The sequence below is a fragment of the Shewanella psychrophila genome, from assembly GCF_002005305.1.
Lineage (GTDB): Bacteria > Pseudomonadota > Gammaproteobacteria > Enterobacterales > Shewanellaceae > Shewanella > Shewanella psychrophila.
In genome coordinates this window covers 2,963,527-2,987,542 of record NZ_CP014782.1, presented here as the reverse complement: position 1 = coordinate 2,987,542, position 24,016 = coordinate 2,963,527, and the positions used below count along the sequence as shown (strand labels likewise).

23 protein-coding genes are annotated in these 24,016 nt (G+C 44.7%); 11 read left to right on the top strand and 12 right to left on the bottom strand.

Features of this window, described 5'->3' with window-relative positions; genetic code table 11:
- The first annotated feature begins 202 nt into the window (after positions 1-202).
- Positions 203-712: an ester cyclase gene (locus tag sps_RS12885; protein ID WP_077752903.1), complete on the top strand. Its 510-nt coding sequence runs from the start codon at positions 203-205 to the stop codon at positions 710-712.
- Positions 713-1,316: 604 nt separating this feature from the next.
- Here the strand turns inward: sps_RS12885 and rpiA are convergent.
- Positions 1,317-1,973, bottom strand: a complete 657-nt coding sequence (gene rpiA, locus sps_RS12880) for a ribose-5-phosphate isomerase RpiA (protein ID WP_077752902.1) — start codon at positions 1,971-1,973, stop codon at positions 1,317-1,319.
- A gap of 305 nt (positions 1,974-2,278) precedes the next feature.
- Here rpiA and sps_RS12875 point away from each other — a divergent pair, with 305 nt between their 5' ends.
- Positions 2,279-3,238 (top strand): DUF808 domain-containing protein, encoded by a 960-nt coding sequence (locus sps_RS12875; protein WP_077752901.1) that lies wholly within the window; start codon positions 2,279-2,281, stop codon positions 3,236-3,238.
- A gap of 142 nt (positions 3,239-3,380) precedes the next feature.
- On the top strand, positions 3,381-4,010 hold the full coding sequence (locus tag sps_RS12870) for a peptidylprolyl isomerase (RefSeq protein ID WP_077752900.1): 630 nt from the start codon (positions 3,381-3,383) through the stop codon (positions 4,008-4,010).
- 43 nt (positions 4,011-4,053) lie between these two features.
- Here sps_RS12870 and sps_RS12865 read toward each other — a convergent pair whose 3' ends face one another.
- Positions 4,054-4,941, bottom strand: a complete 888-nt coding sequence (locus sps_RS12865) for a LysR family transcriptional regulator (RefSeq protein WP_077752899.1) — start codon at positions 4,939-4,941, stop codon at positions 4,054-4,056.
- A 212-nt stretch (positions 4,942-5,153) separates the two neighbouring features.
- Here sps_RS12865 and sps_RS12860 point away from each other — a divergent pair, with 212 nt between their 5' ends.
- A complete protein-coding gene (locus sps_RS12860) occupies positions 5,154-5,555 on the top strand; it encodes a CidA/LrgA family protein (RefSeq protein ID WP_077755671.1) in 402 nt (133 codons plus the stop codon).
- Positions 5,556-5,558: 3 nt separating this feature from the next.
- A complete protein-coding gene (locus tag sps_RS12855; RefSeq protein ID WP_077755670.1) occupies positions 5,559-6,266 on the top strand; it encodes an LrgB family protein in 708 nt (235 codons plus the stop codon).
- A 65-nt stretch (positions 6,267-6,331) separates the two neighbouring features.
- Here the strand turns inward: sps_RS12855 and sps_RS12850 are convergent, their stop codons facing one another.
- The gene (locus sps_RS12850) at positions 6,332-6,760 is read right to left on the bottom strand and encodes a CBS domain-containing protein (protein WP_077752898.1); all 429 of its coding nucleotides are present in this window, start codon (positions 6,758-6,760) and stop codon (positions 6,332-6,334) included.
- 201 nt (positions 6,761-6,961) lie between these two features.
- On the opposite strand from sps_RS12850, the gene sps_RS12845 reads away from it, so the two are divergent.
- Positions 6,962-8,734 (top strand): alkaline phosphatase D family protein, encoded by a 1,773-nt coding sequence (locus sps_RS12845; RefSeq protein ID WP_077752897.1) that lies wholly within the window; start codon positions 6,962-6,964, stop codon positions 8,732-8,734.
- A 412-nt stretch (positions 8,735-9,146) separates the two neighbouring features.
- Positions 9,147-9,713: a phosphoribosyltransferase gene (locus sps_RS12840; RefSeq protein WP_077752896.1), complete on the top strand. Its 567-nt coding sequence runs from the start codon at positions 9,147-9,149 to the stop codon at positions 9,711-9,713.
- 81 nt (positions 9,714-9,794) lie between these two features.
- Here the strand turns inward: sps_RS12840 and sps_RS12835 are convergent, their stop codons facing one another.
- The 7 genes from sps_RS12835 to sps_RS12805 form a co-directional block, all read right to left on the bottom strand.
- Complete coding sequence (locus sps_RS12835; RefSeq protein ID WP_077752895.1) at positions 9,795-10,007, bottom strand: hypothetical protein; 213 nt, start codon at positions 10,005-10,007, stop codon at positions 9,795-9,797.
- A gap of 210 nt (positions 10,008-10,217) precedes the next feature.
- On the bottom strand, positions 10,218-12,848 hold the full coding sequence (gene pepN / locus sps_RS12830; protein ID WP_237158069.1) for an aminopeptidase N: 2,631 nt from the start codon (positions 12,846-12,848) through the stop codon (positions 10,218-10,220).
- A gap of 158 nt (positions 12,849-13,006) precedes the next feature.
- Positions 13,007-13,600 (bottom strand): penicillin-binding protein activator LpoB, encoded by a 594-nt coding sequence (gene lpoB / locus sps_RS12825; RefSeq protein ID WP_149027270.1) that lies wholly within the window; start codon positions 13,598-13,600, stop codon positions 13,007-13,009.
- A 22-nt stretch (positions 13,601-13,622) separates the two neighbouring features.
- Positions 13,623-15,026 (bottom strand): COG3014 family protein, encoded by a 1,404-nt coding sequence (locus tag sps_RS12820; RefSeq protein WP_077752892.1) that lies wholly within the window; start codon positions 15,024-15,026, stop codon positions 13,623-13,625.
- Positions 15,023-15,523 (bottom strand): peptide deformylase, encoded by a 501-nt coding sequence (gene def, locus sps_RS12815; RefSeq protein WP_077752891.1) that lies wholly within the window; start codon positions 15,521-15,523, stop codon positions 15,023-15,025. The genes sps_RS12820 and def overlap by 4 nt, the downstream gene beginning before the upstream one ends.
- Before the next feature lie 90 nt (positions 15,524-15,613).
- Positions 15,614-15,826 (bottom strand): SlyX family protein, encoded by a 213-nt coding sequence (locus tag sps_RS12810; RefSeq protein WP_077752890.1) that lies wholly within the window; start codon positions 15,824-15,826, stop codon positions 15,614-15,616.
- Positions 15,827-15,834: 8 nt separating this feature from the next.
- Positions 15,835-16,806 (bottom strand): WD40 repeat domain-containing protein, encoded by a 972-nt coding sequence (locus sps_RS12805; protein ID WP_077752889.1) that lies wholly within the window; start codon positions 16,804-16,806, stop codon positions 15,835-15,837.
- A gap of 167 nt (positions 16,807-16,973) precedes the next feature.
- On the opposite strand from sps_RS12805, the gene fkpA reads away from it, so the two are divergent.
- The 3 genes from fkpA (at position 16,974) to sps_RS12790 (ending at position 19,735) form a co-directional block, all read left to right on the top strand.
- A complete protein-coding gene (gene fkpA / locus sps_RS12800) occupies positions 16,974-17,765 on the top strand; it encodes an FKBP-type peptidyl-prolyl cis-trans isomerase (RefSeq protein ID WP_077752888.1) in 792 nt (263 codons plus the stop codon).
- 154 nt (positions 17,766-17,919) lie between these two features.
- A complete protein-coding gene (locus tag sps_RS12795; protein WP_077752887.1) occupies positions 17,920-18,294 on the top strand; it encodes a YacL family protein in 375 nt (124 codons plus the stop codon).
- Positions 18,295-18,433: 139 nt separating this feature from the next.
- A complete protein-coding gene (locus tag sps_RS12790; RefSeq protein ID WP_077752886.1) occupies positions 18,434-19,735 on the top strand; it encodes an IS4 family transposase in 1,302 nt (433 codons plus the stop codon).
- 56 nt (positions 19,736-19,791) lie between these two features.
- Here sps_RS12790 and sps_RS12785 read toward each other — a convergent pair whose 3' ends face one another.
- Both sps_RS12785 and narQ read right to left on the bottom strand, forming a co-directional pair.
- Positions 19,792-20,421, bottom strand: coding sequence for a response regulator (locus tag sps_RS12785; RefSeq protein ID WP_077752885.1), 630 nt, complete (start codon positions 20,419-20,421; stop codon positions 19,792-19,794).
- 79 nt (positions 20,422-20,500) lie between these two features.
- Positions 20,501-22,204 carry a nitrate/nitrite two-component system sensor histidine kinase NarQ gene (gene narQ, locus sps_RS12780; protein WP_077752884.1) on the bottom strand — a complete coding sequence of 568 codons (1,704 nt, stop codon included), beginning with the start codon at positions 22,202-22,204 and terminating at the stop codon, positions 20,501-20,503.
- A 246-nt stretch (positions 22,205-22,450) separates the two neighbouring features.
- On the opposite strand from narQ, the gene nrfA reads away from it, so the two are divergent.
- Positions 22,451-23,851, top strand: a complete 1,401-nt coding sequence (gene nrfA / locus sps_RS12775) for an ammonia-forming nitrite reductase cytochrome c552 subunit (RefSeq protein ID WP_077752883.1) — start codon at positions 22,451-22,453, stop codon at positions 23,849-23,851.
- The last annotated feature ends 165 nt before the right edge of the window (positions 23,852-24,016 follow it).

Below are 24,016 nucleotides of genomic sequence, written 5' to 3'. Positions count from 1 at the left end.
CTTTTACGAACAGGCTAAAGTACATTGCCAGTTGGTAAAGTGGGGAATAACAGTGATATTTCCATGGCGTACTCACTAGTTATCAACAATACCTTTATGACGAGATCTATCGTTGATGTCGATGGTGGCGCACTTATTAATTAGTACATCATTAAATATTAAAACAGATGATTAGTTAAATACAAAAAATGAGAAATAATACATGAAAAATCTAGTTAAATTGGTAGTAATTACTTCACTATCAATAATTAGTTACACAACTATAGCAAATGTTCTAGATCCAAATATTTTTGTAAGCGCTGACCAATCAGCACATTCAATGGAAATTAAAGAAGCTGCGATGAACTATGCTAATTTCTGGAATACAGGAGAAGAAAAGTATGCTCGAGAAGCTTTATTTAAAGACTTTAAGGATATGACTCCACCAGAAGGTCGTAAAGCTGGTATTGAAGGTGTATTAGAAGCTTCTAGAAGTTTTCGTAAGGTTATTCCTAATTTGCATGTAGAAGTTGAACATTTATTAATTACTGGTGACTATGCGACAGTCCGCTACCGTTTTAAAGGTAATTTCAATGGGAAAATGGGTGATATTCAAGGTAAAGGTCAAATTATTGATTTCCCCGCAGCTGATATATATGAAATTCATGATGGAAAAATCATGAAAAACTGGCACTTGGAAGACTACAATACATTTTTTTCTCAAGTTAAATAATTAACCTTATAAAATTTCAAATGGACGGTATTATTCCCCCTGTATGAAGGGTAACCTTATAATAGCCAACCCTTGATTTTACGTTAAAACCATTTCGCGAATACTATATTTTAAAAACAATTTATAATCATAATCTACTTAGTAGTGGTACTCATTTATTAAAAGTTAACAATTAGTTTTCATTTAAATGGCTATTTTTTAATATGCAAGAATCTGTTATGTCGAGTAAATTGACAAATAACAAAGGGGTCGTAGCGGATAAGGTTAATCTTCTTTTGAATAACCTAGTGCAGATGCGGCTGCGAGCTTCCAAATCAGGGATGATTTGGCAGAGCTTCCATGGATGGACTTGCAGCGTCTCGCAGAAGTAGCTGCATAAAAGCTCACCGCAGGTGATAGATAACAATGAAGGTACGACCTTCAACTATCTACCAACGATCTACCAAATAACAAACAGTACTATCCAAAATGAAGACACAAAAAAGCCACCCATTAAAAGAGTGGCTATGATGCTGCCGAGCTACGAGCTACGAGCTACGAGCTACGAGCTACGAGCTACGAGCTACGAGCTACGAGCTACCAGCAAAAAGAGCAAAAAAACGGTCTACTTAACCGTTTTAACCCCTTCTGGTGTACCCACTAACAACACATCTGCTCCGCGCTTTGCGAACAAACCGTTAGTCACTACGCCGACAATTTGATTGATCTGTTCTTCAAGCTCTTTCGGCTTCATGATCTTCATGTTGTAGACATCTAAGATGATGTTGCCGTTATCGGTGAGACAACCTTCACGGTAAACGGGATCGCCGCCTAGCTTGACCAGTTGGCGTGCTACGTATGAGCGAGCCATAGGGATCACTTCGACGGGCAGTGGGAACTCACCTAAGATATCGACCTGCTTGGTATTATCTACGATACAGATAAACTTGTCGGCAACGGCTGAGACAATCTTCTCACGGGTCAGCGCGGCGCCGCCACCCTTGATCATGTCCATGCGTTCGTTGATTTCATCGGCACCATCGACATAGACAGAAAGCTCATTCACAGAGTTGAGATCGTAGACCGGAATACCCAGCGCCTTCATCTTCTCGGTTGATGCTTCAGAGCTAGAAACTGCCCCTTCTATCTCGGCTTTCATGGTAGCTAGCGCATCGATAAAGTGATTAACGGTAGAACCTGTACCTACACCAACGATGCTATCTTTTTCAACATATTCCAGAGCGGCCCAACCTGCGGCTTTCTTCATCTCATCTTGTGTCATGGTCGTTTCCTGTAAGGAGTTTTTAAAATTCTGAGGTCATTATACCCGCACTTTATCGAAACTATAGTGTTATCAGTTGTAAATCAGGAAGAAGGCTCTAGGGACTAGTTTCTAGAACCTAGGCTTTGCTTCTGTTTTAATTCACGCAAAAATTAAAGCAAGTTAATCTCTTGATGGTGGTAAAAGTCACGGCCACAGAGTAACTTTACCCCTTGGAATTTAAGTTTGGCTTAAGTATTTGGCTGCTTAAGCATGTATGAGAGTTGCAATGGGTTTGCAGCATTAAGGAAAGGGAAGGAAAATTTATGGCTGGAGCTAGCCTGCTAACGTTATTGGATGATATTGCCGCCATCTTGGATGATGTGGCTCTGATGAGTAAAGTTGCTGCCAAGAAGACGGCAGGAGTGCTTGGAGATGATCTGGCATTGAATGCCCAGCAAGTCTCTGGAGTCAGTGCTGATAGGGAGCTACCGGTAGTCTGGGCTGTGGCCATGGGCTCGTTTCGTAACAAGTGTATTTTGGTGCCTGCAGCATTACTTATTAGTGCCTTTATCCCTTGGGCGGTGACGCCCTTGCTGATGTTTGGTGGACTTTTTCTCTGTTACGAAGGCTTCGAGAAGTTGCATCACACCTATGAGAAACGAAAGAAGAAAGCCGCCACTTTAGCTCAAGGCGGAGGGAAACTCGCTGATGAAATGGATGACCTGCCGGAAATTGACGATCTCAGAGAATACGAAGCCAAGAAGGTGAAAGGTGCCATTCGTACCGACTTCGTACTCTCTGCCGAGATTATCGCCATCACCTTAGGGGTGGTGGCGGAAAGCAGCTTTCTTACTCAAGTGGTGACGCTTTCTGTGATTGCTCTGGTGATGACTATCGGGGTTTACGGCCTAGTTGCTGGCATTGTCAAGATGGATGATGTCGGCTTGTATATGAGCCAGAGAAAAGGCGCTAGTCTGTTGACTCGCTTCGGACGTTGGCTTGGCACAAAATTGGTTAACGCCGCTCCCTATTTAATGCGCGGCCTGACCATAGTCGGCACCATAGCCATGTTTATGGTGGGAGGCGGGATTCTGACCCATGGCTTGCATTGGATGAGTGTCCAGATTCAAACTGCAGCACATTGGGTAGAGCAGGTAAGTGTTATCGGGTCTGTATTATCATTTATCACTCCAAGCCTGTTAAATACAGTGTTCGGTGTGTTTGCCGGTGCACTGGCCTTGCTTCTTATGTCTGGGGTACAAAAACTAAAACTTAAAACTTAGCCAAGGTTGCCTAAATGTTTTAGTTTGTATCTTCTATTGTGTGACAGGTTAAATGTTTGTAGGGTTTAACCTGTCTTAACGTAGTCATTGACCGGCCTACTAATAAAAATGCTAATGAGCCGATAAGAAAATAGGGATATAGATGAAAAAATTTGCAGTAAGTATAGCCTCAAGTTTAGTGTTGGCTTCCGTGTTAACCGCCTGTGGTGGTTCAGATGACTCTGGTTCGACGACACCGCCAACACCACCTCCGGCTCCAGCCCCTGAGTTAGCACAAGATTATTGTTATTCTATGAGTACTAGCATGGGGGATATTACCTTAGCTATCGATGCCAGCAATACCCCTATCACGGGCGAGAATTTTAAACAGTATGTGGATACTGGTTTCTATGATGGCTTGATATTTCATCGTGTAGTGCGTCAGTTTGTTGTGCAAGGTGGTGGGTTTACACCAGATTTGGTTCAAAAAGAGACACGAGATCCAATCGAGAATGAAGCGAATGTCGGGATAAGTAATTTGCGCGGCACTATAGCCATGGCGAGAACCACAGCTCCCAATTCGGCCACTTCACAGTTTTATATTAATACAATAGACAATGCTAATTTGGATCAAGAACACGCCTCCGATGGTGTTGGTTATGCGGTATTCGGTAAGGTGATTGATGGAATTGAAATCGTCGATCAGATTGATATTGTCGATACCAGTAACAGTGTTCCCGTAGAAAATATCCTCATCAATAGTGTCAGTGAGATTGTCTGCCCCGGAACATAATGCCAAAGGGTATAAGCTGTATCTTTGCCAAAACAAGCCCCGTTTAAACGGGGCTTGTTTGTTTTATCATCTCAATCATGGCTTTCGCTGCAAAAGAGAGGGCTTGCTCCTTTCGCCAAAATAGCGACATGTTCCACCTCAAGTCTGAGCCGACAAGTGGCACCGAGACGACGCCAGCGACCCTGTGACGCTCGGCGATCATCTTAGGCAGTAACATATTGCCAGTTCCGGCAGCGACTAGGGCGATGCCAAATTCTGCCTGACTTATTCGAGTGATATTTTTCGGCGTAAAACCCGCTTGCTTACAGCTGTCTAAGACCATGCTATGGAGGGAAAAACCTGGTTCGAACATGATTTGTGGCTCGAGGGAGATTTGTTCCAGTCTCAATGACTGCTCATTGGCTAATACATGATGTTTAGGCAAGACGACGACCATAGGCTCATCACGTACTAGGATGCCTTCAAACTGCTTATTTCGGGCTATGATGCCTGTAGCTAGCTCTATCTCTCCCTTAATCAAGGCTTCTTTTTGTTCTACTGAGCCACGGACTAATAGCTCCATCTCGATTTTAGGGTAAGTATCTCGGTACTTTGCGATAACCGGTGCGAAGAGCTCGGCGCTGCCCAATGGAGCAAGACCGAGTTTTAACTGACCCGAGGTTAGCCCACGCTGGGCAGCGAGTTCATTGATTAATGATTGCTTGTTAGCCAGTAAGGTTTGTCCATGACGGTAGACCAGCTCACCGGCGGGGGTGAGCTTGACGCGAGTGCCTCGCTTACCGCGCTCGAGTAAAATGACATCCAGTTCATGTTCAAGTTGTTGAATCGCTTTCGATAGTGCAGGTTGGGTGATGTGGACTCTCTCGGAGGCTTTAGCAAAGCCGCCGGAGTCGACTATCTCAATCAGATAACCAATAACACGTAGATCCATTTGTATAACCTATTGGAATGTATTCTATAATTAATATTCATTTTTTTTATCTATAGTGCAAGCGTAAACTTGCACTTCAGTTATTGAATGAGTTTATCCAACCTATGCCTGCTTCATGTGCCTCCAATGAGAGTGATACCGATCCCAGCTTCACTAGCGAGAGTAGCGCTAAGGTTTCCTTAGGGACAAAGAGCAATGGCAAGTTGAGAGTGATGCTACAGACCTTGGCACAGGTGAGCCTGTTTAGTTTGCTAGCGATTATCTGCGTGCAAGCCGAGCAATACTTTAACTTACCTATTCCCGGGAGCGTCATAGGTCTCGCCATAGTCCTGTTACTCCTGTTGACTAAAACGATCCCCGAACGTGGCGTTAGCTTAGGCTCGGCCTGGCTGATCGGCGAACTGCTGCTGTTTTTTATCCCTCCGGTTGTCTCAGTGATTAAGTATCAAAGTTTATTTGAGCATTACGGTGCTCGACTGATCGTGATGTTAGTACTGGGAACGGTATTTGTGCTGGTGGGAACAGGGTTCGTGGTCGATCGTGTTTTTCGTTTCGAGCGTAGAATGAATCGCCAGCGAGCCCAGGCCTCGTTGGCACCGAGTATGGAAGGTTAAATGATGTCTATGTTCGAAGATACAGGCCTGGCTTTGGTCGGCATTTTTAGTTTAGTGATGACACTAGCGTGTTACTCGGGGGCAAAATATGCTTATGGAAAACTCAAATTCTGGTGGTTGTCGCCCATCATGCTGGCACCTCTAGGGATTATCTCTCTGGTCCTGTTGTTGGATATTCCCTTACCTAGCTATTTTCACTTCAGTCATCTGTTGACCTTGATGTTGACGCCTGCGGTCATCGCCTTCGCTGTGCCTATCTATCGTGAGCGGCACTTAATTGCTAAATACCCACTCACGCTTTCTATTGGTGTGATCTTCGGGCTCCTCTTAGGCTTAATCTCGTCCTGGAGCCTGTCTAAGCTAGTCTCTCTGCCACCGGAGCTCGCTCAAAGTGTGCTAGTCCGTTTCGTTTCTACGCCTTTTGCCATGGAAGCAACATCGAGCTTTGGTGGTGTGCCTGAGCTGACGGCCATGTTGGTTTTGCTCACTGGGGTATTAGGCATGATAATTTGTGAGCCTATTTTTAGGTTGGCAAAAATTAGCACATCTCTGGGTAAGGGCGCCGCGCTCGGTGCATCGGCTCACGGTGTCGGCGCGGCCAAAGCCTCTGAGATAGGGGAAGAGGAAGGCGTTATCGCCAGCCTTACCATGATTTTTACCGGTATTGCCATGGTCTTAACTGCTCCGTTATTTAGTCCGCTTTTTACCTAGTGTGCTCTTTGCCTGATTATTGCCAAGTTAAGCCATTTCGGTGCGAAACTAAAGCCGTTCTAGGGTTAACTTACCGATAGCTTAAGCAGCTTGGCACACAGCTTCACAAAGTCAGAAGAGGTGACTATGCCTTCAACTTTGCCTTGAGCATTGATGACGGGTAGGCAGCCGAGTTTATTGTCGATAAAGTATTCTACTACTATGGGTAAAGGCTCATCGGCGGTGAGATGTTGATAATTCTTGTCCATGATACTTTCAACGGTTTGTGCCCGCTCACGTCTGTCTAATGCTCCACTGCCGTATTTATTGACTAATGCCATCACGGTTGCAACCATCTTCTTATGGGTAAGAATGCCGACCAAACTTGAGTCTTGCTCAGAGATAACAGGAAGGTGCCTGACATTTCTATTTGTCATAAGAGCGTGAGCATCTTTTAAACTGGCCTGATCGCTGATACATACCACTGAAATTGTCATGATGTCTTGTACTTTCATCCACTTATCCTTATGTCTGATTGCGATAGTGACTAGGGGCCGATCGTTTTGTCCCATTTAACACCCTGAGTAATATAGCTTAATTATCTTTTTTTGTGCACGTTTCCCCCACATTAGACAATGTGTAGCACGAATGTAATAGTGGTGTTGCACAATACTTGTTAGACCTCTTACCACTTGTGCATTATAAGGATAATAATAATGAAACGGAGATTTACACGTCGGGATTTTTTGGAAATGTCGACTAAAGGTGTGGGCGCGGCAGTTGTGTCATATGGCTTGATGGGCTGTAGTGATAGTAACGACAGCAATGATGATGCTGTTAAGGCTGAATTTTTACATGGTGTTGCTAGTGGTGATCCTAGCCATGATGCCATCATCTTGTGGACTCGTGTGACCCCTGAAGTAGAAGGGGAACTCATGGTTGCTTGGGAGCTTGCTACGGATACGGAGTTCACTAATTTAGTCACCAATGGTGAAACCACCACCAGTGCCGAGCGAGATTACACCATTAAAGTAGATGCAACTGGGCTGGACGCCGGGACTCAATATTTCTACCGTTTTAAGCAAGGGGAAGCTGTTTCAGAAGTGGGCAGGGCACTCACCTTACCTCAAGGGGCCATAGATCAAGTTAAGTTAGCCGTGCTCTCTTGTGCGAATTTTCCGGCAGGACATTTTAATGTATACGCATTAGCGGCTCAGCAAGAGGGGCTGGATGCGGTTATTCACCTAGGGGACTATATCTATGAATATGCTCGCGGTGAATATGCCAGCGAGCACGCTGCTGAAATGGATCGCGAGGTTCTCCCGGCAGGGGAGCTACTCACCTTAACCGATTATCGTACTCGCTATGCGCAATATCGAACTGACTCAAAACTGACTGAATTACATGCCAAGGTGCCCTTTATTACGGTATGGGACGACCACGAAGTCGCTAATGATACCTGGCAGAATGGCGCCGAGAATCACAACGAGGAAGACGGTGATTTCGATGAGAGAAAACAGGGAGCGCTGCAGGCTTATTTCGAGTGGTTGCCCATTCGCCCTTGGCGTGAAGGCAATCATGAGGAGATTTACCGCTCCTTTAGTTTCGGCGATCTGGTCGACCTGCATATGCTAGACACACGGGTCTTAGCCCGTGATAAACCCTTAAACTATGTCGACTTTATTGATCCTGTGACCAAATCTATGGATAGTCAGAATTTTATGGCCGCAGTGACGGGGACAGAGCGAACCTTGCTGGGCACCGAGCAGCTGCAATGGTTACAATCTAGCTTGCTGACAGCGACAGGCAAGTGGCAAGTTTTGGGTCAGCAGGTTTTGATGGGCAGCATGATGCTTCCGGCAGCCATTGCCATGCAAAAACTGAGCGTGTCAGAGTTTGGTGAGTTGGCGGCGCTCGCGAAAATAGCCGCCCGTTGGGAGGCGAAAGATCCGACGGTTACGGCATTTGAATATACTTTTCTTATCGAGAACCAGCACAGGTTAACCCCAGAGGCTATAGCTTTGCTGCAGATGCCTGCAGTGCCCTATAACTTAGATGCCTGGGATGGCTATGCCTATGAGCGTGAGGTGGTATTGGCCACGGCGAAATCTATTGGTTGTAACTTAGTGGTACTAGCCGGGGATACTCATAATGCCTGGGCTAATGAGCTTATGGACAGTCATGGTGACTGTGTAGGCGTGGAGTTTGCTACCAGCTCTGTATCCTCTCCTGGTCTCGAGTATTATCTGGGGATCCCGGAAGATCAGCAGGTGCAAACTGAAGCGGGGATCTTGGAGATGGTGGAGGGCCTTAAGTATACCAACTTAAGAGACAGGGGCTTTATGCTACTCACCTTCACAGCAGATGAAGTTCGCAGTGACTGGCATTATGTCGATACCATACTCTCTGAAGACTTCAGTGAAGATATGAGTAAGCAACAGACTTGTGTCTGTGAGATGGGGACGGCGCAGGTGGTGAGTGCCAGTTAGCGATTAAGTCGTGATTAACTAGCGAGTGTAATGCTAAAGCCAGAGCTTGGCAGTAAACCATGAGCCACATTTAGTAAGATGTGGCTCATTTTTTTGTAGCTCTTTTTTGATAGCACTTTTTTAATAGTTCTTTTTCGATAGTAATTTGCTTTCAAATCCCAGATTTAATCCCTTAAATTAGTCATTACTTTGAGGCGATAAATAAAATAAATAGCGATTAGAGTCTAAGTTTTTATTTTATATGAGGCATCGAATCTCGTTTTAGTATAAAATTCCGCCCCAAAATCTGGTTGGTGCCTACACTTTAACCTGTGATTATTTCGCAGGAATAAAATAGCGCGCATTCCGTCTTTGGAGTGCTCGTTTCGCCTACCAAGTTGACCTAATTAAATAACAAGATGGGGATGGTCGAATGTCAGATAAGCACTTTATTACAGCTCAGGAATTGCTTGAAGATTCATTTCGCCTAGCGGCGCAGGTTTATGAGAGCGGTTTTCGTCCGCAATTTATCGTTGGGATCTGGCGTGGTGGTGCACCTATAGGGATCGCGGTGCAGGAATATTTCGATTTTAAAGAGGTTGAAACCGATCATATTGCGGTTCGTACTTCTTCTTATTATGGGATCGGCACCGACAAGCAGAACAAAAAAATTAAGGTTCATGGACTGCATTATATCGTCGAAAATGCCAATGCCGATGATGGTCTGTTGATTGTCGATGATGTGTTCGATTCGGGTCGCAGCATTCATGCACTCAAAGATAAACTCAGTGAGTTGATGCGCCTTAATATGCCAAAAGATGTGCGTATTGCGTGTCCTTATTTCAAGCCTAAGAATACATCTGTGCCTTTAAAGCCTGATTACTTTATTCATGAGTCAGAAGAGTGGTTAGTGTTTCCCCATGAAGTCTCTGGGTTATCACCCGATGAAATTCTCGAAGGTAAAAGCGATCTGGCTAATATTAAAGAGCTTTTCGTTTAATAAAGGTTAAGTATTTAGGCCGAGTATATGAAACCAGTGCATATCCCTATGCACTGGTTTTTTGTTTTAAGCTCTGGGAAGCTATAGCTTGTTTATCTGCTCACCGAGTTGATATGACTTGTCAGTGACTATGGTTTCGAGTGTGGCTACGCGCTCCTGTAGTTTGACGAGTTCTGACTTAAGCGCATCAACTTCACTGGTATCGACACTGATTTTTTTATTGTTATATTCTTTAAAGGCCTTCACACCGAATACGGCAATGATGGCAACTGTGATGACTTCAAATGGTCCCATATTTCTAATTCCCTCTATGCTTGCTTTGCAATTCTGATTGTTAATCATTATATATGTATTGGAATAGCAATCTCTATGCCATGAATAAATGTTATTACTCATCAGATAGTTAATGTTTTTTTGTTCGTTCCTAATATCAAGCGTTAGTGCTTCCTACTAAAAATTAATCATATAAACCAAACTCGTCCCGACCAAGCTATTCTTGTTTCATTAGTGCAGCAGGCTCTCCTTAATGGCGACACACCTTAACTCGCTCTGATAGGCTTGTAACAGGGCTTTTTGAGTCGTCGCCGAGAGTCCATGCTGATTATTTATCGTCTTTTTGAGCATGGCGATACCTCCATGGTTACATTGAGTTGGGATCAAGTATTGGCCATAAATCTGCATAAAACGGTCACTTTTTTGGTCGTCTATCTCAGTCAGAGATTCTAGTCTCTGCTCTGAGCTGGCAGAGCTCAATCTTTGTTGCTCTTTTGGGTACAGATGGGTCATGGCGATACTGAGTGTCGAAAATGGCAGCTCGCTGTCATGTTGAATATGAGTCAGCCAATAGCGTTTTATTCCGGCTTCGGGTCTGGAGACCTGGGCTGTAATGGCGGCATTTTGGCCGCGCTGACTCAGATCGTTACTTAGCTCTTGGTCTATCAGAGAGCGGCTGCCTAAAAAGTCATAACGATTGAGCTGGGTGATGATGTGCCAGCGCATCTCTTGGTTTATCTCTAGTCCCTTGATACTAGAGTGACCTGCCAGTAATTTAGCTAGGTGGGTCAAGGCATCTTGGCTGCGTGAAAATTGAACATGTGCATTAAACCAAAGGCGTTGAATATCGGCGCTCTCACCATTGACCATGGCCTTTCTCAGGCTCATTTGCTCTAAGCCTTTCAGTGCCATGTGAACGTAACTACTGTGATTTGGCAGTATCTGCTCAAGGAGGGCTTTACTCTGATTGAGCTGGGTCAGTACTTGTTCCAGAATGGCTGGATCTTTCTCTTTTGGAAGATTAATGAAGACCACACCTAGATATTTATTTAATGCTAGTTTACCGTCAGATACGCTTTCCCACAGGCTCTGCCATAACATAGAGCGTAACTGAGGCTCTGTGACCATATTGAGGTGTTGTGTTACCGTCTCGAGTGAGCGGCTATCCAAGCTTACTTTCACGTAGCCTGAATCGAGATAGTTAGGATAGACGAGATCGGGACAGCGATTGCCGTTCAATTTCTCGATTGGCGTTTTCTCGCCCTTGTAGGTAACTGAAATTGAGCGGACTCTGTGAAGCTCGTTTCTTCCCTTGGTAAACAGTGCCAGTGTTATTTTCTGTTCTCTCAGAGTAGGGCTTTGCTCGCTGGCTGGAGATTGTATAAGGGAAAACTCACTTATACGGTTATTCTCACAAGCGAACTCAGCCCTTATGGTATTCACACCCGGAGTGAAGAGCCAGTCTCGCTGCCATTGAGTCAGGTCTCGTTTGGCATGGGGACTCAGGCTAGTGAAAAACCCGGCTGCACTGACGTTTCGGTAGGCAAATTCTTCCAGATAGCGTTTTAGGCCGAGTCTAAAATTTGACTCACCGATTAACTGTTCCAGCCCAAGTAAACTCGCTTCTCCTTTATGGACTCCCACAGAATCTAATGCCGACGAATCTGTATGATTGGCGAATAGAGCATCATCCATATATGCCCTGGATTTTATTGGGTCATAGTAGTGATTAGACTCTTGATAGCCATGGCCAAGCTGAGACAAGGTTTTATTGGTTAACAGAGAACGTAAACTCATATTGAGCCAGCTTTCGTTCCACCAGTTCATGGTAATGAGCGCGCCAAACCATTGGGTGGACAGGCCAGTCATACTGGTTATTGCGATGCGTTTTTTTTGCTCTTTCGGGGACAGGCCTGAAAAGAGAGCCTGATTCTCATCTATGCTGACTACCGAAGCGCTAGCTATCGAATTGTTATCGGTTAAAGTCGGGCTAAGAAGCAGATCAAACTTGTTGAACGGATAAGACGTGTTTAAATACTCCTCCATGAAATGCATCCCTTTACCCATATCTTCAAACCAAAGCTGTGGGGATATCTCGTCTGCGATAGCTTGCCTGGCAAATAATCGAATTGGGTGATCTGATTTAGCAGTATCGTCTTCCCAAGTGCGATAGGGCCCGGCGTGGAGGGAAAACATATGGGGGCTTAATTTAGGGCTGCTGGGAAATTGCCACTGATTTGATTCCAATGAACCTATGACTTCTTGCTCTTTGACTGAGCTGATGACTACCCAGCCTTTTGGCACTGTGACATTTAGGCTATAGCTGGCTTTAAGATCGGGTTGATCGAACGAGGGGAACATCATGCTGGCAGCATAGGGGGGAAAGTTCGATTCAAGGTAGACGTTAGCATCTTTTGGATCCACGAAACGGACTAAGCCCATGCCATTCTTACCATAATTCTGTGAGTAAGTGATTTCCACAGTGTTACCGCCTGGCACCAAGAGGCCCGGACTCATAATAAAGGTCTTATCGTTATATCTGGGGTATATTTTGTGACCATTAATGATAAATGATTTTATGTCGGCTTGGAGCAGGTCTAAGGAGAGCGCGGTACTGGTATCGGATAGTTGAAAGTTAACCTGAGTGGTACCAGTGAAGTGCTTACTCTGAGCTAAATCCAATGTTATTTGATAACTGACTTCAGAGATGCAGGCGCTACGAGACTTGGCTAAGGCTAGCTTAGCGGCTGGAGAGTTGACTGAAGTACTATCTTTTAACTTAGACTGGCTGGTATTGGTGCTGTTACATGAGATGAGCAGTAGTGAGACAAGGCAGAGCTGACAGACACGCAGTAGATTCACAGCTTGGTTTCCGGCAATTGAGTTATGAGTGGCAACACTAACCGATTTCTTTGCCGAGTACGATAATAAAAAAACGCTTAGTCAATTGGCCCTATAAAAAATGCCAGTCATCTAGACTGGCATTCTTATTATTCTGCTAGTTAGCAGTTTACGCTAAATTACATTCCCAGGAATGACTTAGACTTAACCTTACGGATCTCTTTTTCGTCAGACCACTCGATGAGGCCCGTTTCTAGATCCATCAGACGCATGGTCATCTTGTAGTAAACATCTTTAGTGCTACCAGACTGCTTAACTATGCTAGAAAGATTGCCGTAAAGCATGTACTGAGCGCCGATTTGACGACCGAAGCTAATGGCGGTGGATGGGTCAACCATACCGGCATTGTTTTGGTAATCTAGCTGCTTACGCACTGCGTCGACTTTTGTCATATCGATAAAGCGGAACTTACCAGAACGTAGTAGCTTGTTGCTGATAGAGTCAGTTACCGATTCAGTATCGATATGCTCTGAGGTCTTGTTCTTGATTTTATCGACGAACATGATGGGACGGTCGTTGACTGTCATTGCAACGATCGGCGGGAAAGTTAGCATGCTGTCGACCATCTTAGCCGTGATAGCTTGAAGATCTGAAGAACCGAAGTTTTCATTGACGGTTTCCACCTCAGTGGCGTCACCGTATTCAACTTTTGATTGACAACCAGCCAGTCCGATAGCGACTGCTAGCATAAAAAGGAGTTTAAAATTTTTCATAGTGGCTTCCATTAAGTGTGTATTAGATGATTATTGAATAAAAACGTGTGTGATTACCAGTGTCTATTACCCAGACCAAGGTGGTTCTACCGCTCTTTACTTCTATTTCTTGGCTCGGTGAATTATCAAGCTTGAGTGAGTAACTGCCATTTTTAAGGTAAGTTCTGGCAATTTGTGCCTGTTTGGGCAAGGTAAGCCAGCTGCGTCTATCGGCTTGCTCTGTCACTACGTTAAATATCTGCATGGCGATGGAGGCAATGTCGGTTTCGTTATGTCTTTTCTTGCTGCTGCTCTCTACACTTCTGGCCATCTCAGACTTGGCGTAGACTCTGGCTGCTTGCCTCACTAAGGCGGCAGGGAGGTCTTCCTTTAGGGCTGTGATTGCCAGAGCGTCTATGTTGGCGATGGGGGCTGCGGTTAAGGTCTTTCCTAATCCGTTTATCTTACCTTTTGAAACGGCTAGAGAATTTGAAGTATAGGTGGCTAATGAGGCGGTCTGCCAGTTTCCATGGATGGTGAAGGGAACCGTTATACTTTTCTTCTCAGGGACAAAGCCACGTTCGAGCAGGACGATGACTTGTCCTTCGCCTTTCTGTTGGGTCTTAGGTTTCCCCCAGCGACGTTCAAACTCGTCCTGTTGAGGCATAGATAGTTGTGTCGCTAAACGGACAAGATCTTGTTGCAGATAGGGATTATTCGGTGTTATTTGCGCAGCTTTACGATAATCGATATAGGCATCGTTGGGTTCACCTAAAACTTCATGTAACAGGCCTGTGGTGTAGTAGCTGTAGGCATTTAAGAAGGAGCTAGTAACTGTGCCCGCGGCCTTGCCGAGTTTATTCACTTCCGCATCTATGGTGCCGTTGGCCATGGCTTGAACGGATTTCTGAGATTTTTGATACCTGGCCTGTTCTGAACTTTGCAGTTGGTTACTGCGTCTGACTTCTACTAAGGCGCCTTCTTGATCGCCACTGAACAGGTAGTTTAGAGCCTGATATTGGTGCAACATCACCCGTTCATAACCTGGCCCGCGATAGGGGATCACATTGTCGTTAATAAGAAGACTGCTGGCGGTGGCACCAATGTCGGTGACACTCAGAGTCGCTTTATCATCAAACTTAAGATAGGCAGATACGGCTTGTTGATAGTAATTTTTGCTCGCCTCGAAATCACCACTTATTTGAGCGACCCGCCCAGCCTCTTGAGCATAGAGCAGGCCATCAGCTCCGGATATGTTCGATGCCACATCTTCGACTTCTTTCATGGGAGCATTGCTATTAAGTTGAGCTTTTACCGGTGCAATTTGCGACGGGTAGTTGATGAAAATACTGTTAAATGCGCAACCAGACAGGCTGAGGGTTAACAGAGGGAGCAATAGCCAATGTTTCACCGTCTTTTTCATGATGGTCTTTATTGTACTTTTCATCGTACAGCCCCACTGAGGCTATTACTGGCTTGCATAGCACTCCTTTCAATCAAGGTGATACCCTGAAGATGATCGTATTCGTGTTGAAAAATGCGGGCAATAAAACCGGTTAAGGTCTGATGATGCTCTAGGCCATTAAGATCTTGAAAACTCACTTCAACCCATTCATGTCTCAAGATGGTGAACCTTTGTTCTGCGATGGACAAACAGCCCTCTTCACCGGAGACTTTCTCATCTGAGCAAGCAATGATTTTAGGGTTAACCACTGTGCTTGGTTCGATAAAGGGGGCGTCAGGATATCGCTCATTGGACCTAGAAGCCATGATAAACAGTGATAGGCTTTGATTAACTTGAGGCGCTGCTATGCCTACACCTTTGGCCTCCAGCATAGTTTCTAGCATCTCATTGGCAAGCTTAGCTAATGCCGGTGAAAATTCAATCACCTTCTGTGCTGGTCTATTAAGTACGGACTCACCAATTTGAGCTATGGCTAACATCTTGATCCTTCAATATTTTGGCACCCATATCTAATATATACAGCGCTATCTATTTTACAAAAGCTATCTTGCAAAAGTTTACCACCCTATTTAATAGTGAGGTGGTGGGCTCTCATCTGACTGACTCGCTATGTTACTCGGTTCTGCAGTTTGTAACTTGCTGACTAAGAGTCGTATTGCTTGCTGCTGATCAGACAGCAGGTCATTTAACTTGATCACTTGCTGATTGAGGTCTTCAATGGTGCCATCCTGAAATGCCAGTTTCATCTCAAGATCTTCGACTCTCTGTTCTATTTGTTCCATTTTTACCTCTAATGGACAGGTACTGGCCAAGTTTCGACTAGACCATTGCTGCTGATGGTACGGATCTGGTTTGAATCCAGGTTAGCGATAGAGTATACAACGGCAGCCTTGGTTTGGGCATGTTTGGTACGCTGAACTTGCCAATTGTCCAAGGAGTGACCTGTTTTGACGTCCCAGATTCGAACTTCTCTCGCTGGAGTGCCTGTCAGGAGCAATGTATCACGGTTTGAAAAGCGCGCCGCCGAAAAGTTCATTTTTCTACGGGAGATTTTTAATTGGCTGATTTGTTTGCCTGTTAGATTGTCCATAATCTTGGCTATTTTAGTGCTGTCACCAATAAATGACAGGCTACCGGCTCCATTTAAGCCCACCTTAATGACTCGATTATCGAATTGCCAGCTATGAATGGGCTGACCTGAGTTGGTGCGCCACAATATGGCCTGCATATCATTCGATCCCGTCAGAGCCAGTTTCCCATCGGCAGAAAGGGCGACGCTGTTCACTTTTTCTGAATGGCCAAGAAACTTAATCAATGAAGGTGTTTTGGTGGAAACCGATGGCATCAGAGACATGACACTGCCGTCGGTGAGACCTATGAGTAATGAGCCTGAGTTCGATACTGCCACACTTTGCCCGGTAGAGGGCAATGACCACCATCCTAAGGATGAGCCATTTAAGATGCTCCAAAGGGCGACGGAGTCTCTGCTCAAGGAAGCTGCAAAGATTTGATTAGGTGAAATGGCGACATCGAAGGCATCGTTATCGGACTCGCTATGTATCCAGGTATATTTCTGCAGCCCAGTCTCGAGATCCCAAACTTGTATGCCGCTATTGGCCGTGCTGATCAGGACTAATTTTCCATTCTCAGACAGGCTGGCATCATAGCTAGGCTCTGTGATTAATGCTTGTGTGTCTATGGGATTGGGCTGGCAAGCTGAAATGATGAGAGTGCAAAAAACAACCGAAAAGAATTTCTTCATGAACTTGCCTCCAATACTGTTGTCTCTAACTCAAGTGAAGTTGCATTTACATTCGATGATTAAACATAAGTAATGTAATTGGAATAACGTATTTAACTAGTATAAAGTGGATCGCCTTATAAGATAAGGTTATTGTCTCGACTTGAAGATCCTGAGGAAGCTTTTTAATGAAATCTATTTATAAATTATCACTGGTTGCTTTGGCCGTTATTGGTCTTTCAGCTTGTAATCAAGAGCAAAAAACAACTGAAGCTGCTGCCAATGTTGAATTGAAAACAGAAGCACAGAAAGAAGCTTACAGTGTTGGTGCATCTATTGGTAAATACATGTCTGGCCATATTAAAGAGCAAGAAGAGCTTGGTATGCCAGTGGATCGTGACCTGATCATTTCGGGTTTCAGTAGCGGTCTTAATGACGATCTTAAGCTGACTGAAGAAGAGATGCAGACTGTCCTTCAGGGTCTCGATGAAAAATTAAACGAGAAGCGTCAGGCTCAAGCGACACTCCTTGCTGAGAAAGCTTTAGCCGATAGCAGCGCATTCTTAGAAGCTAACAAGGTTAAAGAAGGCGTAGTCACAACTGAATCGGGTCTTCAATATGAAGTCTTGACTCCAGGTACTGGTGAGAAGCCTAGCGCTGAAGATACTGTTGAGGTCGATTATGTCGGTACTCTTACCGATGGCACTGAGTTTGATAGCTCTATTGCCCGTGGTGAGCCAGCTAAGTTCCCGCTAAATCGTGTTATCCCTGGTTGGACTGAAGGTGTACAACTAATGCCTGTTGGCGCTAAGTACAAGTTCGTTATTCCGGCTAACCTAGCCTATGGCGAGCGCGATACAGGTACTATTCCAGCAAACTCTACCTTGATATTCGAAATCACGCTGCACTCTATCGAGAAAGCTGGCGCACCGACTGCCGAAGCTGCAGCCGCTGGTGAAGAACATGGTCACGCTCACTAATTCTCGCTTATCTTTAAGTTAGTAGAGTTAGACAAAAAGGACGCTTAGGCGTCCTTTTTAATGCCTGAGATTTAAGGTTACTGCGCATCGAGATTTATTTTAAGGTAAAATTACGGGAGATATAGCGTTAATTTGTTGGGTAATAGGTTTTAGTATGGAATATGAATTTCGGCGCAACACCATGACTGGCACTGTGATTGCGAATTTTAGTATGGATCATGAGGTGTTAGGTTTTTGGTTTGCGGAGGAGTTGGGTGAATGCAAAGATAAGTTTAATGATCTCTCTCAGGTCATCGAGCAGTTACAAGTGGGCTCGCTTATCGAAAGGCGATGGCTTGGTAAGGCACTGTCACTGGAGTTGGACAGTGAGCAGGTCAGGGTATTCGCCAACGAATTAGAAGATGGATTAGATCATGAATTTGAAGAAGGTATGTCACTCTATAACGGTGAATCCGAGGCATTTTGTGGCTTAGAAGATTTCCAGTCGGCACTCGTGAGTTGGCGAGAGTTTCTCGACGAGTCTCGATAGGGGCTTGCTCGCCGAAAGAGCAGGTATTAAAAAGGCAGGCATTGGCTGTAATGCCGATCATTTAGTGATTTATCGATCGGTTGACTGATCTTCTAGATGCTTCAGAATCCGAGTCCTATCTCTAGGTCTCGGATTTTTTATGCAAGTTTCCCAAGCTTTTGACATGATCAACCAACTCAAGCCCCATCAAGTTGAAACCCTCGCAGATTTACTCCCTCTGGAGTTGATAGAGGAAGCGTATTCATTAACTGAAACAGTCACGATTAGAAAACGTAAATTAACACTAGAGTCAATGGCTTGGCTTATTATTGGAATGGCTATCTATAATGATAAGTCGATGGCTCACATCATTAACATGCTCGATATCGTTGATAGAGAGGGCAAGCCATTTGTTGCTCCGAGCGCATTAACTCAACGACGAAAAAATCTCGGTGAAGCGGCAATGAAAGCTCTGTTTGAGTGCACTCAAGCTCACTGGAATCGTGAAGCTCTACATCCAAACTGGAATGGACTGACGTTACTGGGAGTCGATGGTGTAGTCTGGCGGGCGGAAGATACTCCCGATAATGCAGAAGCCTTTTCTCGACAAAAAGAGACTCAATATCCTCAAGTTCGTATGGTCTGCCAAATGGAATTGAGTAGCCATCTTATTACCGCCAGTGCTTTCGATGATTACGCCGTTAATGAGATGATTTTGGCCGAAAAGCTTATCGACTCCACACCGGATCATAGTCTGACATTGTTTGATCGAGGCTTTTATTCTCTAGGGCTACTTTATCAGTGGCAATCCACAGGTAACGAGCGACACTGGCTAATTCCGTTGAAAAAAAATGTCCAATATGAAGTGCTCCGCAGCTTGGGGCGCAACGATAAAATCGTTCAATTAAAAAGTAATCCACATGCCAGAAAACGATGGCCTGAGCTGCCTTATGAGCTGGAAGTTCGGCTGATAAGTCGAAAGATTAATGGCAAGGAATACTCGGTTTTGACATCAATGATAGATCCCATGCGTTATCCCGTTGCAGACATAGCTGACTTATACGTGCATCGATGGGAAATAGAATTAGGTTATCGAGAGCAAAAACAATACATGCTAGGTAATCGTTTAACGTTGAGAAGTCGACTGCCAGAGCTTGTAAAACAGGAGTTGTGGGGGATCTTACTCACCTACAATCTAGTGCGTTATCAGATGGTGAAAATGTGTCATCAACTCAAAGGGGATTATCTCCCTTATCAGTTGAGTTTTAATGGTTCTTTGGCTCATATTTTGAGGCTATTAGTGGGTTTGTCCTACTCGACACCAGGTGCAATTCCTCGTCAGCTTAAATATTTCTATGAAATGGCTGAAAGCCTGATTTTAGAGCCCCGACGAACTCGGTCTTTTCCTAGAACGGTCAAGCGCAGACCACAGAAATATGCCAGAAATAAAAAATGCCAGTAAGCTTAACTTACCGGCATTAGCCATTGGCTGCCTTTTTAATTAAGCTGGATCACTTGTTACTGATTGAGATATCGAACTGCCATCTCGGTTCTCGATTTGGCGTTGGCCTTTCTCAGTAGATTTTTAACGTGGACTTTGACTGTCCCTTCGCTGATATGCAATTGCTCCGAGATCGTGCGATTGCTCTTTCCCTGTGCCACGAGCTGCAAGATCTGCAGTTCTCTAGGGGTCAGGTTATCGATCCAAACCTGTTCATCGGTTGCATCTTTGAGCTCATAGAGATAGTTTTCGACCGACTCGCTGATCACTCTATGCCCCTGCATAGCCTTCTTTAGCTTCTCTAATAGCAGATCAGGCTCAGTATCTTTCAATAGATAACCGTCGGCACCGGCTCTAACCAAGCGAATAACATCTTGTTTAGCATCGGAAACTGTGAGTATGACGATGCGAGAGGTGACTCCCTCTTGGCGTAGACCGTTTAAGGTATCTAATCCAGTCATGCCTTTCATGTTGAGATCGAGTAACACTATATCCGGCTCGCTCTCTTCGATAGCCGACAGTGCATCTAATCCAGTCCCTGCTTCACCAAAAAGGGTGAAATCTGAGTCAGAAGTAATTAATTGGCAAATACCGCGGCGTAACAGCGGGTGATCATCGACAACGAGCACTGAGTAAGGTTTGCCCATTTTTTAAAGCGCCTCCTGCAAGGGTATTTTTTTATGCCTTGTATTGTATACAAAGAAAAATATGAAACTAATCATTTATCTAGGCTGGTTCCTGCTGTGGAGGGAAAGTCAGTGTTACTCTCGTTCCTCCTTCGGAGTTGCCAGTGAACTCCACTATACCCGATAAGCGACTGGCACGCTCATGCATAATGCCTATGCCGAAATGCTGATCACGTTTTTTCACGCTATCTATGCCTACGCCATTGTCGTTAATAGTGATGGTGACATGGGTATCTGAGTCCTTAAAACAACGAATGTTAATCAGGTCGGCTTGGGCATGCTTGATGGCATTAACCGTCGCTTCACGAGTTAATTGCAACACATGGATATGTTGATGGGCGCCGAGCAGCTGCATGGGCAGTTTATAATCTAAGGTTATTTTAGCGTTGGACTGGATTCTAAGCTGTTCCAACATGGCTTCGATAGCATGGTGCAAGTTCGGATCCTTGATGGTTAGCCTAAAGGTCGACAGTAGCTCCCTTAATTGCACATAGGCAGTGTTCACCCCTTCGTTTATTTCAGCTATTTGCTGCTCGACTTGAGGGCTGCGGCAAGCACTGTCCAGCCCTTTAGACAGTAAGCTGACTTGGATCTTTAAGAAGGAGAGAATTTGACCTAAGGAGTCATGCAGCTCTCTGGCAATAACCCCTCGCTCCTCCATTAGCGCAAGCTGTTGCCGCTGCTCTCCAGCATTATAGATAACGATTGAGCGAGCTAGCATGATGGCAAAGTTTTCGAATAGTTGAAAATTGGGCTCCGCGCTGGAGTTGGCTTCTAAGTAACCTAGCTCATTGGTCTCGAATTTTAGTGGGAAATGAGTTTGGCTATTCGACTTTATGGGCCAGCCGCCGTCGGCCTCTATGACTAATTCCTCTTCATTATCTTGCACTATAACAAGGCGAAGAAATGTATCTGGTTCATGGGCTCTTAGCTGGTTAAGTGCGGCTTTCAAGCTGCTGATCTCTAGCTTACCCGAGTGAAGCATGACTAAGTTATCGTACAAGAGTGTCAGCTCATTATTAGTGCGAGTCAGGGCTAAGGTTTTATCCTTTACCTGACCCTCTAAGTCTTGGTAAAGGGTTGACAGTTCCTTGGCCGTAGATTCAAATGCACTACTTAAGGCACTGAGCTCGATATACTCAGTTTTAGGCATCTCAACATCGAAGTTTCCTTTGGAGATGGTATTGGCAGATTCCATTAACTGATTGAGGGGGGCGACCACTTTTCGCTTGGTGAAGCGCACCGCCAGAAAAGCAATAAACAGCATTAAGCCGAGCCCGATAATTTGGCTCACGGCGAGTAACTTTAATTTGAAGGCGGCATAGTGCTCAGTTTCCAGAACGAGCAGATCGATAGTATCGACAAAGTCTTTCAGTGCAGCGGCATAGAGACGTGAGTTTTCTTCTTCGATATAAGATCTCATCACCTTCCATTTGTGAATGACTAACAGGTATTGCGCTTCGAGTTCATCAGGGGTTTTCCAGTCGAGTGAACGTTTAAGTGCATCTGAATATAGAGTATTTTCAAACTCCTCTATCTTCTGTAAGGCATCTTCGCTACCTGAGTTTGCATAGAACATTAAGCGATAGCTTTGCATTCGCAAAGAGCCGGATGCGTTGATGGCTCTGGCATCCCCAAGACTGTAGGATAAGTTGATAATGGCAAAAGTCGCCAGACCGCTCGATAATAATATTAAAGTTAACATTAGACCCAAAATGGTCGACGTTAAGCTACCTTTTTTCATTGATTAAAACTCGCTAAATTACTTTGATTAGTCTATCCGTTAGAGTTGTCCTAATTTAGTTTTCACTTAAGCCTGTTAACAAATAGGCAAAAGTGTGAACAACAACACGTTTACATTTTGATCTACCGCAAACTTTACATAGGATACTCACTTAGGGGTATATTTAAAATGGTGTTAAGGGTCTAACTTTGGCCTTGGAGATGATGTGGTTATTAAGACTACTATAAAAAGTAACGCGGAGATGAGATGGTGAGAACATTAACTAAAAAATCCTTTGCCCTAAGTGCATTGGTCGCAGCGAGTCTTATGACTTCAGGTGTGATGGCGAATGATAAGACTGAGCCTAGAAACGAAGTATATAAAGATAAGTTTTCTAAGCAGTATAACAGTTGGCATGAAACTTCTGAGAGCACAGAAATTGTCGATGTATTGGAAGCCGATCCAAACCTAGTGGTTTTGTGGGCGGGTTATGGCTTCGCGAAAGATTATAACAAGGCCCGTGGCCATATGTATGCGATCACCGATGTTCGTAATACATTACGTACCGGCGCACCTAAGTCTGATGCTGATGGTCCAATGCCTATGGCATGTTGGTCTTGTAAGAGCCCGGATGTACCTCGCATGATCGAAGAGCAAGGTGAAGACGGTTACTTTACGGGTAAGTGGTACAAAGGCGGTGCTGAAATCGTCAATACTATCGGTTGTAGCGATTGTCACGTGAGCGGTAAGTCTAAGTTACGTATCTCTCGTCCTTTCGCCGAACGCGCCATGGAAACAATTGGTACGCCATTCGATAAAGCTTCTCGTAAAGATAAGCAGTCTATGGTTTGTGGCCAATGTCACGTCGAATACTACTTCGAGAAGACTAAAGATAAGAAAGGTTTTGTTAAGTTCCCTTGGGATCAAGGCATTACCGTAGATGCAGCAGAAGCCTATTATGATGGGATTCAGTTTGCTGATTGGACTCATAAGATTTCTAAGACACCTATGTTGAAAGCGCAGCATCCTGGTTATGAAACCTGGAAGCTTGGTGTACATGGACAGAACAATGTAAGTTGTACAGATTGTCACATGCCTAGAGTTAAGAATGCCGAAGGCCGTAAGTATACCGATCACAAGGTGGGTAACCCATTCGATCGCTTCGAAGAAACTTGTGGTACTTGTCATGAACAGAGCAAGGAGTTCATGGTCGACCTGACTAATCAGCGCAAGGCGAAAGTTGAAGAACTTAAGATGGCTGCTGAAGGTCAATTGGTTAAAGCACACTTTGAGGCAGGTGCAGCTTGGGAAGCCGGTGCTACCGAAGCCGAGATGAAGCCAATTCTTACCGATATTCGTCATTCACAGTGGCGCTGGGATTATGCGACTGCCTCTCACGGTGTTGCGGCTCACGCTCCGGCTGAAGCCCTGCGTATCTTAGGTACTGCGGTAGATAAGGCAGCTGATGCCCGTGTTAAGCTGGCGCACCTACTTGCTAATAAAGGTGTTAAGCAGCCTATCTCATACCCTGACACTTCTACCAAGGCTAAGGCACAAGCTGCCATGGGCATGGATATGAAGAAGATGAATGCTGATAAAGAAGAGTTCAAGAAGACTGAGGTGCCTAAGTGGGAAGTTGAAGCTAAGAAGCGTGAAGCGACTTACTAAGCATGAGTTATTCTGCTAGTTTTAAAAGATTGTGGGCTTGTATGGTGAAGCCTCAGCTTATTAAACTTAGATAGGAAAGGCTTAGGCTCTCTTTTAAGTATAAAACTCTGAAGTTACTTTAGCTTCGGAGTTTTTTTATGTCTCGATAAGCTCCTCTAGATACTT